At 36.6% G+C, this 18,487-nt stretch carries 4 protein-coding genes; 3 read left to right on the forward strand and 1 reads right to left on the reverse strand.

The genetic code is table 11. The features are described from left to right. Window positions 1-38: 38 nt before the first annotated feature. The 3 genes from CV014_RS17885 to CV014_RS17895 all read left to right on the forward strand — a co-directional run bounded on the left by CV014_RS17885 (window position 39) and on the right by CV014_RS17895 (window position 16,512). Complete coding sequence (locus tag CV014_RS17885) at window positions 39-10,391, forward strand: non-ribosomal peptide synthetase (protein WP_236143257.1); 10,353 nt, start codon at window positions 39-41, stop codon at window positions 10,389-10,391. Next, the gene (locus CV014_RS17890) at window positions 10,388-15,454 is read left to right on the forward strand and encodes a non-ribosomal peptide synthetase (RefSeq protein WP_236143258.1); all 5,067 of its coding nucleotides are present in this window, start codon (window positions 10,388-10,390) and stop codon (window positions 15,452-15,454) included. The genes CV014_RS17885 and CV014_RS17890 overlap by 4 nt, the downstream gene beginning before the upstream one ends. Window positions 15,455-15,606: 152 nt before the next feature. Further along, window positions 15,607-16,512 (forward strand): thioesterase domain-containing protein, encoded by a 906-nt coding sequence (locus tag CV014_RS17895; protein ID WP_236143259.1) that lies wholly within the window; start codon window positions 15,607-15,609, stop codon window positions 16,510-16,512. A 407-nt stretch (window positions 16,513-16,919) separates the two neighbouring features. Here CV014_RS17895 and CV014_RS17900 read toward each other — a convergent pair whose 3' ends face one another. Beyond that, window positions 16,920-18,275 (reverse strand): NAD(P)/FAD-dependent oxidoreductase, encoded by a 1,356-nt coding sequence (locus CV014_RS17900; RefSeq protein ID WP_236143260.1) that lies wholly within the window; start codon window positions 18,273-18,275, stop codon window positions 16,920-16,922. Between the last annotated feature and the right edge of the window lie 212 nt (window positions 18,276-18,487).

The following is an 18,487-nucleotide window of genomic DNA, read 5'->3' on the forward strand; positions in this document are numbered from 1 at the left end:
ATCTTACTTTAACTTGAGCAAAATTATTTATAACGACTATGAAAACTCCAGAAAAATTTATTCCTTTAGATTCATACACCAACAATGAAAGATTTTGGAGGGATTTCTTATGTGGTTTGACAGCCCCTATACAGTTACCTAATTTCAATTATCTTAACTTATCTAATTCATCGCAGCAAAGCTGGGAATTTAGCCTTTCCAGTCGTCTAACTTCAGATTTAAAAACTTTTGCCCAAAACAATGAATTGAGCCTTTATACCCTGATTAAAGCAGCAGTAGCTTTACTTGTAAGTAAGTATACAAGTGAAACAGATATTCTGTTTGGTGCAACCAATGAAAAGAGCGATTTTCATGTTGTACCTATGCGAGTTTCTGTTGAGGCTGATGCTGTAGTTTTATCATTGCTGAAACAAATCCAAAAGCAATGGTCTAGATTACAAGACTATGAATATATTTCCCTACAACAAATTCAACAATGTAGTGAAATACCTCCAGAATCACCAATGTTTGAAGTAGTGGTGATCTTTGGAAAAGATGGAAATTTAGAAAACTTGGAAGAGGAAAAATATCCTCTAGTTTTATTTTTTGATGACAACTCTGAATTATTACTCAAGATTAATTATGATACCAATCATTTTGCAGATGATGCTATCGAGCGAATGTCAGGACATTTACAAACTATATTGACAAATATAATTAATTTCCCAGAAGGAACTCTTGCTAATATTTCTCTCCTTCCAGAACAAGAAAGACATCAACTACTAATTGAATGGAATCAAATAAAGGCAGATTATCCCTTAGACAAGTGCATACATGAGTTATTTGAAGAACAGGTAGAGAAAACACCCAATGCAGTTGCAGTGGTATTTGAAGAACGACAATTAACTTATAGAGAACTCAATCAACGTGCAAATCAACTAGCCAATTATCTGCGAGTATTAGGAGTCAATCCAGAATTTATAGTTGGGATTTGTACAGAACGCTCTATAGAAATGATTATAGGTATATTGGGCATTCTCAAAGCAGGTGGAGCTTACATACCTTTAGATATTACATATCCCCAAGAGCGTTTAGCATTCATGTTGTTAGACTCCCAGGTATCAATTCTTTTAACACAACAGCATTTAGTTGAAAAACTGCCTGTAAGTCAAGCCAGAATAGTTTGTTTAGATACAGATGTTGAGCAATTTGCTAAAATACCCCTCCAACAAACAAAAATAACAGTTAAACCTCATAACCTAGCTTATATTATTTATACCTCTGGTTCAACAGGAGAGCCTAAAGGTGTTCTCATTCCTCACTGTAACGTTGTTCGTTTATTTGCAGCTACTCAAGCTTGGTTTCAGTTTAATCAAAATGATGTTTGGAGCCTTTTTCACTCCTATGCTTTCGACTTTTCTGTATGGGAGATTTTCGGTTCCCTTCTACATGGTGGTCGTTTAGTAATTATCCCTTATTATATCAGTCGCTCACCAGAACTATTTTATCAATTATTATCTCAAGAAAAAGTCACAGTTCTCAATCAAACACCTTCGGCTTTTCAGCAGTTGATGCAAGTAGAACAATTATGGAATCATGAGCATCAATTAAATCTTGAGTTAAGTTTACGGTTAGTTATTTTTGGCGGAGAAAGTCTGGATATTCAAAGTTTAAAGCCTTGGTTTGACAGACATGGAGATCAATTACCTCAAGTGGTAAATATGTATGGAATCACAGAAACTACCGTTCATGTCACCTATCGTCCCATCAATATAAATGATCTCAATTCTTCCGCAAAAGTTATTGGTAGTGCAATTCCAGATTTGCAAATTTATATCTTAAATTCCTATTTACAACCTGTACCTATTGGTGTTGCTGGTGAGATTTATGTCGGAGGTGCAGGTTTAGCGAGGGGTTATTTAAATCGCCCAGAATTAACTAATGAAAAGTTTATTGCTCATCCTTTTAATCACCAAGCAGAAGCCCGTCTTTATAAAACTGGAGATTTAGGTCGTTACTTACCCAATGGTGATATTGAATATTTAGGACGCATAGACAACCAAGTAAAAATCCGTGGTTTCAGAATAGAATTAGGAGAAATCGAAGCTGTATTAAATCAACATACCCATATAAAAGCAGCTAAAGTTATTTCTAGAGAAGAAATCCCTGGTGATCAAAGATTGGTAGCCTATCTCATCCTGAATTCTCATGAATACTCAACATCAGAAATCATCCAACAAATACGGGAATACCTCAAACAGCAGCTACCTAATTATATGATTCCGGCTGCTTTTGTAGTCCTAGATTCTTTCCCTTTGACTCAGAATGGTAAGATTGACTATCGCGCGCTTCCAGCAGCCAATTTTACATCTACTCACAGCAATTATATTGCACCTCGAACTCCTCAAGAAGAAATTATCGCTAATATTTGGAGTCAAGTTCTAAAAGTAAATCATATTGGCATTAATGATAACTTTTTTGAATTGGGTGGACATTCCTTACTAGCTACACAAGTTATCTCCCACATCAGACAAACACTTAATCAAGAAATTCCACTCCGTCTATTATTTGAATATCCCACTATTGGTCAATTTTCTCAGCATATTGATATTAATAAATTAACAGACAATGATTTATTAACCTCATCAATAGAAGCTAGAGGAAATCTAGAACAAATACCACTATCATTTGCTCAACAACGTCTCTGGTTTTTAGACCAACTACAACCTCATAGTAATGCTTATAACCTTGTCTACAATTTTGAAATTCAGGGTTTACTGAATATTCCGGCTTTAGAAAGAAGTATAGCGGAAATTATAGAACGCCATGATATTCTCCGCACTAACTTTCAGATGGTAGATGGAGAACCGACACAAATTATTAGGGACAGCAATTTTAATTTGTCTGTCATTGATTTACAATCACTATCTGATGAACATCAAGAACGAGAAATTGCTGAAATAACTAAACAAGAAGCAGAGATATCTTTCAATTTAGCTGAAGATGTTTTATTTCGGGTCAAACTTATAAGATGGAATCAAGAAAAAAACCTACTGTTATTTAATATTCACCATATTATTTTTGATGGTTGGTCTTTTAGTATATTAGTAGCTGAATTAGAAGAACTATATACAGCTTATTCTCAGGGTTTAATTTCGCCATTAACAAAACTTTCTATTCAGTATTCAGACTTTAGTTTCTGGCAAAGAAAGTGGCTGGTTGGTAATGTTTTAGAATTACAATTAAATTATTGGAAACAAAAGTTAAGTGGTAATTTACCAATATTGGAATTACCCATAGACCATCTCCGTCCGAGAATGCAAACATACAAAGGGGCGACAAAATCTTTTGTTTTATCACAAGAATTAACTGCAAGTATCACATCTCTTGCTCAACAAGAGGGTGTAACTGTATTCATGACTTTACTAGCAGCATTTAAAGTATTGCTTTGTCGCTACAGTGGTCAGGAAGATGTAATTGTAGGAACTCCTATTGCTGGAAGAAACCGTAAAGAAATTGAGGGGTTAATGGGATTTTTTGTGAATACTTTAGCATTACGGACTGACTTAGGAGCGCACCCAAGTTTTAGGGAATTATTAAGTCGAGTGCGACAGGTATGTTTAGAAGCTTACACACATCAAGATGTACCATTTGAGCAGCTAGTCGAAGTTTTACAACCAGAACGGGATTTAAGTCACACTCCTATATTTCAAGTGATGTTTGCTTTGCAAAATGTGCCAATAGGAGAATTACAATTACCAAATTTGAGTGTAAAACCTTTAGAACCATTAGTAAAGACTGCAAAATTCGACCTCACCTTGTCAATGGAAGAACGGAACGGCTGTTTAGTAGGTGAGTGGGAATATAATACTGATTTGTTTGATGATACAACAATAGAACGAATGGTCAAAAATTTCCAAGTTCTATTATCGGGAATATTAACTGCTCCTGAACAAAATATTTGGGAATTACCTTTATTAGATGAAACAGAAAGACATCAATTACTAGTTACTTGGAATCATCATCAGGTAAGTTTTACTAATGATCAGTGTATTCATCAGTTGTTTGAAGAACAGGTAGAAAAAACACCTGATGCAGTTGCGGTGATATTTGACAATCAAGAAATAACTTATCAAGAACTCAATCAACGCGCAAATCAACTAGCCAATTATCTGCGAGTATTAGGAATCAATCCAGAAGTTATAGTTGGGATTTGCACAGAACGCTCTATAGAAATGATTATAGGTATATTGGGCATTCTCAAAGCAGGTGGAGCTTATGTACCGCTTGATCCTGACTATCCCACTGAGCGTCTGCGCTTCATGTTAGAAGATGCTCAAGTTTCAATATTGCTCACACAAAAGCATTTAGTTGAGAAACTACCTGAGAATCAAACCCAAATTGTCTATTTGGATACTGATGCTGATGAGTTTGACTATGATAGTGACATTTCCCAAATCAGTCAGGTAAAAGCATCAAACCTAGCTTATGTACTATATACCTCTGGTTCTACAGGTAAACCAAAAGCGGTAGCTATCGAGCATCGCAGTCCTGTTGCTTTAGTAAGTTGGGCAAAAGAGGTTTTTACAAAAGAAGAGCTTGCTGGTGTCTTAGCATCTACTTCTATTTGTTTTGACCTGTCAGTTTTCGAGTTATTTGTTACTCTCAGTGTTGGCGGAAAGGTCATCTTAGCTCAGAATGCTTTGCACTTACCCACTCTGACTGCTGCCAACCAAGTTACTCTGATTAATACGGTGCCAAGTGCGATCGCACAGTTAATTCGAGATGATCATCTACCACAACAGGTATGCACAGTTAATTTAGCCGGTGAACCTCTGCAAAATCAACTTGTGCAGCAAATTTATCAGCGCAGTCAGGTGAAGCGTGTCTTCAATCTCTATGGACCCTCAGAAGACACCACTTACTCAACATTTAGCTTAATAGAGCAAGGTGCAACCACCTCACCAACCATCGGTCGCCCAATTTCTAACACACAAGTCTACATTCTTGACCAATATCTACAGCCAGTTCCCGTAGGTGTACCAGGGGAGTTACACCTCGGTGGTGTAGGGTTGGCAAGAGGCTACCTCAATCGTCCAGAATTAACACAAGAGAAATTTATTTCTCACCCCTTTGATACTGGTCGCCTTTACAAAACTGGGGATTTAGTCCGGTACTTACCAAGTGGTAATATTGAATACTTGGCACGCATAGATAATCAAGTCAAAATTCGTGGTTTCCGCATTGAGTTAGGGGAAATTGAAGGGGTATTGAGCCAGCATAGGGATTTGCAAGCATCCTGCATCATCGCCCGTGAAGATAACTCTGGGGATAAACGCCTAGTTGCCTACGTAGTAGCGAAGCATGGTTATGAACTCTCGATTAGTCAGTTGCGTTCTTTTCTCTCTGGGCAACTGCCACAGTACATGGTGCCGCATATCTTCGTGATCCTGAAGTCTTTACCTTTAACTCTCAATGGCAAAATAGATCGTCGTGCTTTGCCTGAACCAAACTCGGCTGAATTACTGGCAGACAGTTTTGTAGCCCCCCGTAATCAAATTGAAGAAATATTAACGCAAATTTGGGCAGAAGTTCTGAGAGTAGAAAAAGTTGGCATTAATGATAACTTTTTTGAATTGGGTGGACATTCCTTACTAGCTACACAAGTTATCTCCCACATCAGACAAACACTTAATCAAGAAATCCCACTCCGTCTATTATTTGAATATCCCACTATTGGTCAATTTTCTCAGCATATTGATATTAATAAATTAACAGACAATGATTTATTAACCTCATCAATAGAAGCTAGAGGAAATCTAGAACAAATACCACTATCATTTGCTCAACAACGTCTCTGGTTTTTAGACCAACTACAACCTCATAGTAATGCTTATAACCTTGTCTACAATTTTGAAATTCAGGGTTTACTGAATATTCCGGCTTTAGAAAGAAGTATAGCGGAAATTATAGAACGCCATGATATTCTCCGCACTAACTTTCAGATGGTAGATGGAGAACCGACACAAATTATTAGGGACAGCAATTTTAATTTGTCTGTCATTGATTTACAATCACTATCTGATGAACATCAAGAACGAGAAATTGCTGAAATAACTAAACAAGAAGCAGAGATATCTTTCAATTTAGCTGAAGATGTTTTATTTCGGGTCAAACTTATAAGATGGAATCAAGAAAAAAACCTACTGTTATTTAATATTCACCATATTATTTTTGATGGTTGGTCTTTTAGTATATTAGTAGCTGAATTAGAAGAACTATATACAGCTTATTCTCAGGGTTTAATTTCGCCATTAACAAAACTTTCTATTCAGTATTCAGACTTTAGTTTCTGGCAAAGAAAGTGGCTGGTTGGTAATGTTTTAGAATTACAATTAAATTATTGGAAACAAAAGTTAAGTGGTAATTTACCAATATTGGAATTACCCATAGACCATCTCCGTCCGAGAATGCAAACATACAAAGGGGCGACAAAATCTTTTGTTTTATCACAAGAATTAACTGCAAGTATCACATCTCTTGCTCAACAAGAGGGTGTAACTGTATTCATGACTTTACTAGCAGCATTTAAAGTATTGCTTTGTCGCTACAGTGGTCAGGAAGATGTAATTGTAGGAACTCCTATTGCTGGAAGAAACCGTAAAGAAATTGAGGGGTTAATGGGATTTTTTGTGAATACTTTAGCATTACGGACTGACTTAGGAGCGCACCCAAGTTTTAGGGAATTATTAAGTCGAGTGCGACAGGTATGTTTAGAAGCTTACACACATCAAGATGTACCATTTGAGCAGCTAGTCGAAGTTTTACAACCAGAACGGGATTTAAGTCACACTCCTATATTTCAAGTGATGTTTGCTTTGCAAAATGTGCCAATAGGAGAATTACAATTACCAAATTTGAGTGTAAAACCTTTAGAACCATTAGTAAAGACTGCAAAATTCGACCTCACCTTGTCAATGGAAGAACGGAACGGCTGTTTAGTAGGTGAGTGGGAATATAATACTGATTTGTTTGATGATACAACAATAGAACGAATGGTCAAAAATTTCCAAGTTCTATTATCGGGAATATTAACTGCTCCTGAACAAAATATTTGGGAATTACCTTTATTAGATGAAACAGAAAGACATCAATTACTAGTTACTTGGAATCATCATCAGGTAAGTTTTACTAATGATCAGTGTATTCATCAGTTGTTTGAAGAACAGGTAGAAAAAACACCTGATGCAGTTGCGGTGATATTTGACAATCAAGAAATAACTTATCAAGAACTCAATCAACGCGCAAATCAACTAGCCAATTATCTGCGAGTATTAGGAATCAATCCAGAAGTTATAGTTGGGATTTGCACAGAACGCTCTATAGAAATGATTATAGGTATATTGGGCATTCTCAAAGCAGGTGGAGCTTATGTACCGCTTGATCCTGACTATCCCACTGAGCGTCTGCGCTTCATGTTAGAAGATGCTCAAGTTTCAATATTGCTCACACAAAAGCATTTAGTTGAGAAACTACCTGAGAATCAAACCCAAATTGTCTATTTGGATACTGATGCTGATGAGTTTGACTATGATAGTGACATTTCCCAAATCAGTCAGGTAAAAGCATCAAACCTAGCTTATGTACTATATACCTCTGGTTCTACAGGTAAACCAAAAGCGGTAGCTATCGAGCATCGCAGTCCTGTTGCTTTAGTAAGTTGGGCAAAAGAGGTTTTTACAAAAGAAGAGCTTGCTGGTGTCTTAGCATCTACTTCTATTTGTTTTGACCTGTCAGTTTTCGAGTTATTTGTTACTCTCAGTGTTGGCGGAAAGGTCATCTTAGCTCAGAATGCTTTGCACTTACCCACTCTGACTGCTGCCAACCAAGTTACTCTGATTAATACGGTGCCAAGTGCGATCGCACAGTTAATTCGAGATGATCATCTACCACAACAGGTATGCACAGTTAATTTAGCCGGTGAACCTCTGCAAAATCAACTTGTGCAGCAAATTTATCAGCGCAGTCAGGTGAAGCGTGTCTTCAATCTCTATGGACCCTCAGAAGACACCACTTACTCAACATTTAGCTTAATAGAGCAAGGTGCAACCACCTCACCAACCATCGGTCGCCCAATTTCTAACACACAAGTCTACATTCTTGACCAATATCTACAGCCAGTTCCCGTAGGTGTACCAGGGGAGTTACACCTCGGTGGTGTAGGGTTGGCAAGAGGCTACCTCAATCGTCCAGAATTAACACAAGAGAAATTTATTTCTCACCCCTTTGATACTGGTCGCCTTTACAAAACTGGGGATTTAGTCCGGTACTTACCAAGTGGTAATATTGAATACTTGGCACGCATAGATAATCAAGTCAAAATTCGTGGTTTCCGCATTGAGTTAGGGGAAATTGAAGGGGTATTGAGCCAGCATAGGGATTTGCAAGCATCCTGCATCATCGCCCGTGAAGATAACTCTGGGGATAAACGCCTAGTTGCCTACGTAGTAGCGAAGCATGGTTATGAACTCTCGATTAGTCAGTTGCGTTCTTTTCTCTCTGGGCAACTGCCACAGTACATGGTGCCGCATATCTTCGTGATCCTGAAGTCTTTACCTTTAACTCTCAATGGCAAAATAGATCGTCGTGCTTTGCCTGAACCAAACTCGGCTGAATTACTGGCAGACAGTTTTGTAGCCCCCCGTAATCAAATTGAAGAAATATTAACGCAAATTTGGGCAGAAGTTCTGAGAGTAGAAAAAGTTGGCATTAATGATAACTTTTTTGAATTGGGTGGACATTCCTTACTAGCTACACAAGTTATCTCCCACATCAGACAAACACTTAATCAAGAAATCCCACTCCGTCTATTATTTGAATATCCCACTATTGGTCAATTTTCTCAGCATATTGATATTAATAAATTAACAGACAATGATTTATTAACCTCATCAATAGAAGCTAGAGGAAATCTAGAACAAATACCACTATCATTTGCTCAACAACGTCTCTGGTTTTTAGACCAACTACAACCTCATAGTAATGCTTATAACCTTGTCTACAATTTTGAAATTCAGGGTTTACTGAATATTCCGGCTTTAGAAAGAAGTATAGCGGAAATTATAGAACGCCATGATATTCTCCGCACTAACTTTCAGATGGTAGATGGAGAACCGACACAAATTATTAGGGACAGCAATTTTAATTTGTCTGTCATTGATTTACAATCACTATCTGATGAACATCAAGAACGAGAAATTGCTGAAATAACTAAACAAGAAGCAGAGATATCTTTCAATTTAGCTGAAGATGTTTTATTTCGGGTCAAACTTATAAGATGGAATCAAGAAAAAAACCTACTGTTATTTAATATTCACCATATTATTTTTGATGGTTGGTCTTTTAGTATATTAGTAGCTGAATTAGAAGAACTATATACAGCTTATTCTCAGGGTTTAATTTCGCCATTAACAAAACTTTCTATTCAGTATTCAGACTTTAGTTTCTGGCAAAGAAAGTGGCTGGTTGGTAATGTTTTAGAATTACAATTAAATTATTGGAAACAAAAGTTAAGTGGTAATTTACCAATATTGGAATTACCCATAGACCATCTCCGTCCGAGAATGCAAACATACAAAGGGGCGACAAAATCTTTTGTTTTATCACAAGAATTAACTGCAAGTATCACATCTCTTGCTCAACAAGAGGGTGTAACTGTATTCATGACTTTACTAGCAGCATTTAAAGTATTGCTTTGTCGCTACAGTGGTCAGGAAGATGTAATTGTAGGAACTCCTATTGCTGGAAGAAACCGTAAAGAAATTGAGGGGTTAATGGGATTTTTTGTGAATACTTTAGCATTACGGACTGACTTAGGAGCGCACCCAAGTTTTAGGGAATTATTAAGTCGAGTGCGACAGGTATGTTTAGAAGCTTACACACATCAAGATGTACCATTTGAGCAGCTAGTCGAAGTTTTACAACCAGAACGGGATTTAAGTCACACTCCTATATTTCAAGTGATGTTTGCTTTGCAAAATGTGCCAATAGGAGAATTACAATTACCAAATTTGAGTGTAAAACCTTTAGAACCATTAGTAAAGACTGCAAAATTCGACCTCACCTTGTCAATGGAAGAACGGAACGGCTGTTTAGTAGGTGAGTGGGAATATAATACTGATTTGTTTGATGATACAACAATAGAACGAATGGTCAAAAATTTCCAAGTTCTATTATCGGGAATATTAACTGCTCCTGAACAAAATATTTGGGAATTACCTTTATTAGATGAAACAGAAAGACATCAATTACTAGTTACTTGGAATCATCATCAGGTAAGTTTTACTAATGATCAGTGTATTCATCAGTTGTTTGAAGAACAGGTAGAAAAACACCTGATGCAGTTGCGGTGATATTTGACAATCAAGAAATAACTTATCAAGAACTCAATCAACGCGCAAATCAACTAGCCAATTATCTGCGAGTATTAGGAATCAATCCAGAAGTTATAGTTGGGATTTGCACAGAACGCTCTATAGAAATGATTATAGGTATATTGGGCATTCTCAAAGCAGGTGGAGCTTATGTACCGCTTGATCCTGACTATCCCACTGAGCGTCTGCGCTTCATGTTAGAAGATGCTCAAGTTTCAATATTGCTCACACAAAAGCATTTAGTTGAAAAACTTCCTGTAAGTCAAGCCAGAATAGTTTGTTTAGATACAGATGTTGAGCAATTTGCTAAAACACCCCTCCAACAAACAAAAATAACAGTTAAACCTCATAACCTAGCTTATATTATTTATACCTCTGGTTCAACAGGAGAGCCTAAAGGTGTTCTCATTCCTCACTGTAACGTTGTTCGTTTATTTGCAGCTACTCAAGCTTGGTTTCAGTTTAATCAAAATGATGTTTGGAGCCTTTTTCACTCCTATGCTTTCGACTTTTCTGTATGGGAGATTTTCGGTTCCCTTCTACATGGTGGTCGTTTAGTAATTATCCCTTATTATATCAGTCGCTCACCAGAACTATTTTATCAATTATTATCTCAAGAAAAAGTCACAGTTCTCAATCAAACACCTTCGGCTTTTCAGCAGTTGATGCAAGTAGAACAATTATGGAATCATGAGCATCAATTAAATCTTGAGTTAAGTTTACGGTTAGTTATTTTTGGCGGAGAAAGTCTGGATATTCAAAGTTTAAAGCCTTGGTTTGACAGACATGGAGATCAATTACCTCAAGTGGTAAATATGTATGGAATCACAGAAACTACCGTTCATGTCACCTATCGTCCCATCAATATAAATGATCTCAATTCTTCCGCAAAAGTTATTGGTAGTGCAATTCCAGATTTGCAAATTTATATCTTAAATTCCTATTTACAACCTGTACCTATTGGTGTTGCTGGTGAGATTTATGTCGGAGGTGCAGGTTTAGCGAGGGGTTATTTAAATCGCCCAGAATTAACTAATGAAAAGTTTATTGCTCATCCTTTTAATCACCAAGCAGAAGCCCGTCTTTATAAAACTGGAGATTTAGGTCGTTACTTACCCAATGGTGATATTGAATATTTAGGACGCATAGACAACCAAGTAAAAATCCGTGGTTTCAGAATAGAATTAGGAGAAATCGAAGCTGTATTAAATCAACATACCCATATAAAAGCAGCTAAAGTTATTTCTAGAGAAGAAATCCCTGGTGATCAAAGATTGGTAGCCTATCTCATCCTGAATTCTCATGAATACTCAACATCAGAAATCATTCAACAAATACGGGAATACCTCAAACAGCAGCTACCTAATTATATGATTCCGGCTGCTTTTGTAGTCCTAGATTCTTTCCCTTTGACTCAGAACGGTAAGATTGACTATCGCGCGCTTCCTGCTGCCAATTTTACATCTACTCACAGCAATTATATTGCACCTCGAACTCCTCAAGAAGAAATTATCGCTAATATTTGGAGTCAGGTTCTAAAAGTAAATCATATTGGCATTAATGATAACTTTTTTGAATTGGGTGGACATTCCTTACTCGCTACACAAGTTATCTCCCGCATCAGACAAACATTTCATCAAGAAATCCCACTCCGTCTATTATTTGAATATCCCACCATTCGCCAATTCTCTCAGCATATTGACATTACTAAACAGAACAAAATTTCCTTATTATTACCACCCATTCAACGCCGACAACACCAACAAATACCACTGTCATTTGCCCAGAAGCGTCTGTGGTTTTTATCACAATTAGAACCTAATAGCACTGCTTATAATATGCCGTTGAGTTTACGTATTCAGGGTTTACTCAATATTCAGGCTTTAGAAAGAAGTATAGCGGAAATTATAGAGCGGCATGATATTCTCCGCACTAATTTTCAAATTGTAGATGGAGAACCAACTCAAGTTATTACTAATCATATTGACTTTAGATTATCTATTATTGATTTACAGTCTCTGGGTGATGAACAACGAGAAGAAGCAGCGATAAATATAGCTAATCAAGAAGCTAAAAGTATAGTTGACCTGTTAAATGACTTTCTATTTCGCGTTAAAATGGTGCGATTAGATACAGAATTACATCTGCTATTATTTAATATTCATCACATTATTTTTGATGGGTGGTCTGAGGATATATTGCAACGGGAAATTGCAACATTTTATCAAGCCTTTTCTACAGGAGATACCTTACCATTACCATCAAATTCTATTCAATATGCTGACTTTGCATTGTGGCAACATCACTGGTTGACAGATAAAGTTTTAGATTCACAACTAAGTTACTGGAAACAGCAATTAAGCGGTACTTTACCTATATTAGAATTGCCTACAGACTATCCCCGTCCGCAAGTACAAACCTATCAAGGAGCTTCTCATTCCCTAATTTTGTCGCCAGAACTAACTGCAACTATCAAATCTCTTTGCCAAAAAGCAGGGGTAACTTTATTTATGATCCTACTGGCAGCATTTAAAGTATTACTTTGTCGCTACAGTGGACAAGAAGATATCATTGTGGGAACTCCCATCGCTGGAAGAAACCGTAAAGAAATTGAAGATTTAATTGGGTTTTTTGTGAATACCTTGGCTTTGCGGACTGATTTAACTGGTAATCCTAGTTTTCAAGAGTTACTAAATCGTGTGCGACAAGTTACTTTAGACGCTTACACTCACCAAGATTTACCTTTTGAAAAGCTAGTAGAAGAACTGCAACCAGAGAGAAATTTGAGCCATACTCCGATATTTCAAGTTTGGTTTAACATGATTAACTTGAATAAGGATTCTCTACAGATAAATGGCTTAAAATTTGAAGATGTTTCTATGGTTGAGACTACTTCTAAATTTGATTTGACTCTCTATATAAGAGAAGAAAATCATCAAATTAATTTACAATTTGTTTACAACAAGTCTCTGTTTAATTTAGAGACAATTCAGTATATGAGTACACAGTTTCAGAGATTGCTAGAAAGTGTTGCTCACTACCCAGAAAAGACCATTTATAGTTTCCCCCTGATCACTGAAACAGAAAGTCATGAATTATCACATCGGCGTAACTTGATTAGTCCCACTAATTCATTTGTAGAGTTTCAGAAACCAGAAATTGAACAATCTATCCCGTCACGTTTTGAGCAGCAAGTAAAAAAATATCCCCATCATTTTGCTGTCAAAACTAGAAATTATGAATGGACTTATGATGAACTAAATATCCAAGCTAATAGGATAGCTCAAGCAATTCTAGCCGCAAATCTCAGTAATGAAGCAAAAATAGCTTTGTTATTTGACCATGACGCACCAATGATAGCTGCAATTTTAGGAGTTATGAAAGCGGGTAAAACTTATGTTCCTATTGACAGCCAATATCCCAGAGATAGAGTTTTATATATTTTAAAGGATTCCCTTTCCCAAGTAATTTTAACCAATTCTAAGAACTTAAATAATAGCCAATATTTAATTAATAATAGCCAAATAATTATTAATATTGATCATCTTGATATTAATGATGATGTTGTCACAACTCATCCAGAAATATCACCAGATACTATCGCCTATATTCTTTATACTTCTGGTTCAACAGGAAATCCCAAAGGGGTCATCCAAAATCACCGCAATGTCTTACATTTCATCAGAAACCATACCAATAACCTGCATATTTCATCAACTGATAGATTATGTTTATTAGCATCTTATAGTTTTGATGCGGCAATTATTGATATTTTTTCGGCTCTCTTAAATGGTGCGACTCTTTATCCATATGACATTAAAACAGAAGGTTTAATTTATTTTTCTGATTGGTTATCAGAACAAAAAATTACAGTCTACCATTCTACTCCTACAGTTTATAGACATTTTCTTCAGATATTAAATGCCAAAGACTCAATTACTAAAGCAAAGCTTTCTCAGGTGCGCTTAGTAGTTCTGGGAGGAGAACAAGTAGTTAAAAGTGATGTTGAACTATATCAAAACTTTTTTGCTGATGACTGTATTTTGGTGAATGGCTTAGGTTCAACAGAATCTTCCTTTAACCTTCAATATTTAATCGATAAAAATACCCAAATTACCCAGAAATTTGTGCCTGTTGGCTATGCCTTTGAGGACACGGAAATTATTTTACTTGATGATGCGGGTAATCAAACTGATATTTGTGGAGAAATTGCCATTAAAAGTCATCATGTCGCCCTTGGTTATTGGCAAAAACCAGAATTAACAAAAGCTGTATTTTTCGATGATCCACAAGGTAGCAAGAAGAGAATTTACCGCACTGGAGATTTAGGACGCTTACGAGCCAACGGCATTATAGAATGTTTAGGAAGGAAAGATTTTCAAGTAAAAATTCGCGGTTTTCGGGTTGAATTAGCAGAAATTGAAGCTGTTTTAAACCAACATCCACAGGTGAGAGAAACTGTTGTGATTGCCAGGGAAGATATTGTTGGAGATAAGCAATTAGCAGCTTATATTGTTACTAGAAAAGATGAGGATATTCTCAGTGAGGTAAAACATTACTTACGGCAAAAATTACCTAGTTATATGATACCTATTGCTGTTATTGTAATGGGTAATTTGCCTTTAACACCTAATGGTAAAATTAATCGTCTCGCCCTTCCAGCCCCCGATTTTAGCAAATCAGAGTCAACAAGATACACAACCCCATCTGATAATTTAGAACTACAACTTACAAAAATTTGGGAGCAGGTGTTGGGTATTAAGTCTGTTGATTTAGATGATAATTTCTTCGATATAGGAGGACATTCATTACTAGCTGTAAATCTCTTTGCTGAAATTGAGAAGATACTTCATAAAAATATTCCTCTAACTACTCTTTTTCAAGCTCCTACGATTAGACAATTAGCTAATGTACTCAGGGAAGAAGGACATTTAAGTTCTTTGGCTTCGTTAGTTCCAATTCAAAAACATAGATCAAAATGGCATTTTCTTCATGTTTTATTTCAGCAGTTAAAACTTTGCATTGCAAGATTAATACATTGAAATTAAGATTCAGAAAGTAGCTGAGAAAATCTCTGTTCTGTAATCAGATGTACTGGTAAAATAATTGTTAATTTATTAGCAATAAAAATACGATTTTAAGGATTATGTGTAGTTAGTAAAGAAGCATTTTACATTACATTAAAGGAGGCATTATGTTAATCAAAAATGATCAAGATATCAGCACTACAGAATCAAATAAAATACAGCCTTGGTTGTCATTAGTAGCAATTCAACCTCATGGTTCTAGACCACCACTTTTTTGTGTACATTCAGTTGGTATTAGTGTTTTACACTATCATAAATTAGCCCTTTATCTAGGTTCAGAACAACCGTTTTATGCACTACAACCACAAGGAGCAGATGGCATAAAAACTCCTTTTAATCAGATAGAAGCTATGGCCTATCACTATGTAAAAGAGATACAAACTGTACAAACTAAAGGCCCATATTTTTTAGGAGGTTCATCTTTCGGTGGACGAGTAGTTTGGGAAATGGCGCAGCAATTAGTTATGCAAGGTCAAGAAGTGGCTTTTTTAGCTTTATTTGATAGTGCTGCTACTGATATTAGAAGAACGCCATTGGATAAACGAATATCTCATCACTGGGATCATTTTCTCCAACAGGGATTAAGTTTCATAATCACAAAAATTTACGGGAAAATTCAGTTGTTTAAGATGATGTTGAAGACTCTGTTTAAGACTTTGTTAGATAAGAAGCTCAAACAAATAATAGTGAAATTTTACTTACTCAATAAATATCCTTTACCTTACTCTCTTAGAAGCTTATTTGTCGAAGAATCTCATAGAGAGGCAGGAAGAACGTATGTTATACAACCTTATCAGGGAAAAGTAACTTTATTTAAGGCATCTGATCGTCATTTACCTGAAGGATGCGAAATTGATTTTGATTTAGGTTGGAGCAAACTGGCATTAGGAGGATTAGATATTCAAGATATACCAGGAAATCATAACTCTATCTTCCAAGAACCTCATGTACAAGTGCTAGCTGAAAAAATGAAAACTTGCATGGATAACATAGCAATCCTCAATGATTCTTGAGAGGATATCTGAAGAAGTATTCAATATGTTACTAGATACCTTTGAGCCTACCCTTTTTCAACTTATCTGCTATAAACATCTTTTTGAATATTGGGAATAGGTGAATAATCTAGGTTTTCAATCCAAAATCAAAACTAAAATTGGCATAGCACGTACTATAAAACGGTTGTTTGGACTAAGATTGGGACAGTCTACTAATTTTATCAATATACAAGGTTGGGTCGAGAAAAGTAGTAGCCTGTCTCATTAATTTTAAGGAGTTGCATATCTCCGAATGCTTCAATAAGTCGGGAATTTGACCACTCACTAATCATCAGAACTTATGAGACAGACCTGTAGGCGTAGCCTTCTCCGAGAGTAACGCCACTATATATCTGTTAAAAAATCAAATATGAGTCCTGTGATATTTAACTTGATGCTGTACTGCTACTATTGCTCATAGGTTTAGCTGTAGTAAAAGCTTCTCTACCTGTAATTAATCTAGAGCGACGGTTACGAGTGATATAGTTCCATGCCCATTGAAATACTACTAGTAATTTAGTGTCAAACTCGATTAAGAAATAAATGTGGATGACTAGCCAAAATACCCAAGCTAAGAAACCTGTGAGTTGAATAAAACCTAAATCTACAACAGCTAAATTCTGCCCAATCATCGCTAAACTACCAACATCGTTGTAGTGAAATTCTGGTAAAGTGCGACCTCTTAACCGTCGTTTAATCAGTTTAGCTACATACTCTCCTTCTTGTTTAGCTACGGGTGCAACACCAGGTAAGGGTTTACCATCTTGATGGGAGAAGTTACCTAAATCTCCCACAACAAAAATGTTTTTATAACCTCTAATTGTCAAGTCTGGTTCTACAATCACGCGTCCAGCATGATCACACTCTACATCTGTACGTTGCGCTAGGATTTGTCCCATCGCGGAACCTTTTACACCTGCTGCCCATAAGATAGTTTGTGAGTGAATCTCTCTCACTTCACCATCTTTCTTGAAGGTGACGATGTTATTTTCAATGTTTGTCACCCTAGTCTTGGTGTGCAGTTCCACACCCAATTTTTGCAAAGATGCTGAGGCTTCTTCCGATAAATCTGGTGAAATGTGTGGAAGAATGCGATCGCCCCCTTGCAATAGTAAAATTTTGGTTTCTGAGGTGTCGATGCTACGGAAATCTTCTTTGAGGGTTTTGTATGCCAACTCAGCGATCGCACCCGCTAATTCTACACCGGTAGGGCCGCCACCCACAATCACGAAATTCAACCAAGCACGGCGTTTTTCAGGATCAGTTTCCTTTTCTGCGGCTTCAAACGCGCCAAATATCCGGCGGCGCATTTCTATCGCATCTTCAACAGTCTTCAAACCAGGTGCAAGGTCTTTCCAGTGATCTTTACCAAAATATGAGTGATTAGCACCTGTAGCAACGACTAATGTGTCATAGGGGATGACTCTATCACCCATGATGACTTTTTGTGCTTTGGGATCAATGTCATTTACTTCCCCTAGCAATACTTGTGTATTCTTACTTTTACTGAATACAGACCGCAATGGTGAGGAAATATCCCCAGGTGACAACGTACCTGTGGCAACTTGATATAAAAGTGGTTGGAATAGGTGAAAGTTACGTTTATCAATCAAAGTCACATTAACATTAGCTGTCTTAAGATTCTTAGCTGTATATAATCCACCAAAACCGCCACCAATAATCACAACTTCATGTGGTTTAGTCTTCTGTTGTGTTGTACTTTTTTCAGGCGAAACGACCATAAGGCATATTTCCTTTTGTTAAGAGGTGTAACTTTTCTTAACAAAGGTGTAGCAGAATTATGATGATGCTTGCAGTCTATTAATAACAGTTGGAAAAACCAAAAAAGTAGTCAAAGATACTATTTAGGTAATGGGCATGGGGCATTGGGGAAAAAAAATTCCCTCATTTCTTCCCTGTCTACCTTGTCTACCTTGTCTTCCCCCCCTAAACC

Origin of the sequence: Nostoc sp. CMAA1605, from assembly GCF_021596505.1 — a bacterium.
Lineage (GTDB): Bacteria > Cyanobacteriota > Cyanobacteriia > Cyanobacteriales > Nostocaceae > Trichormus.

What these genes read in the sequence shown, in the direction of transcription:
- CV014_RS17895 (WP_236143259.1), top strand. Translation starts at nt 15,607, where the DNA reads ATGTTAATCAAAAATGATCAAGATATCAGCACTACAGAATCAAATAAA.
- CV014_RS17885 (WP_236143257.1), top strand. Translation starts at nt 39, where the DNA reads ATGAAAACTCCAGAAAAATTTATTCCTTTAGATTCATACACCAACAAT.
- CV014_RS17900 (WP_236143260.1), bottom strand. Translation starts at nt 18,275, where the DNA reads ATGGTCGTTTCGCCTGAAAAAAGTACAACACAACAGAAGACTAAACCA.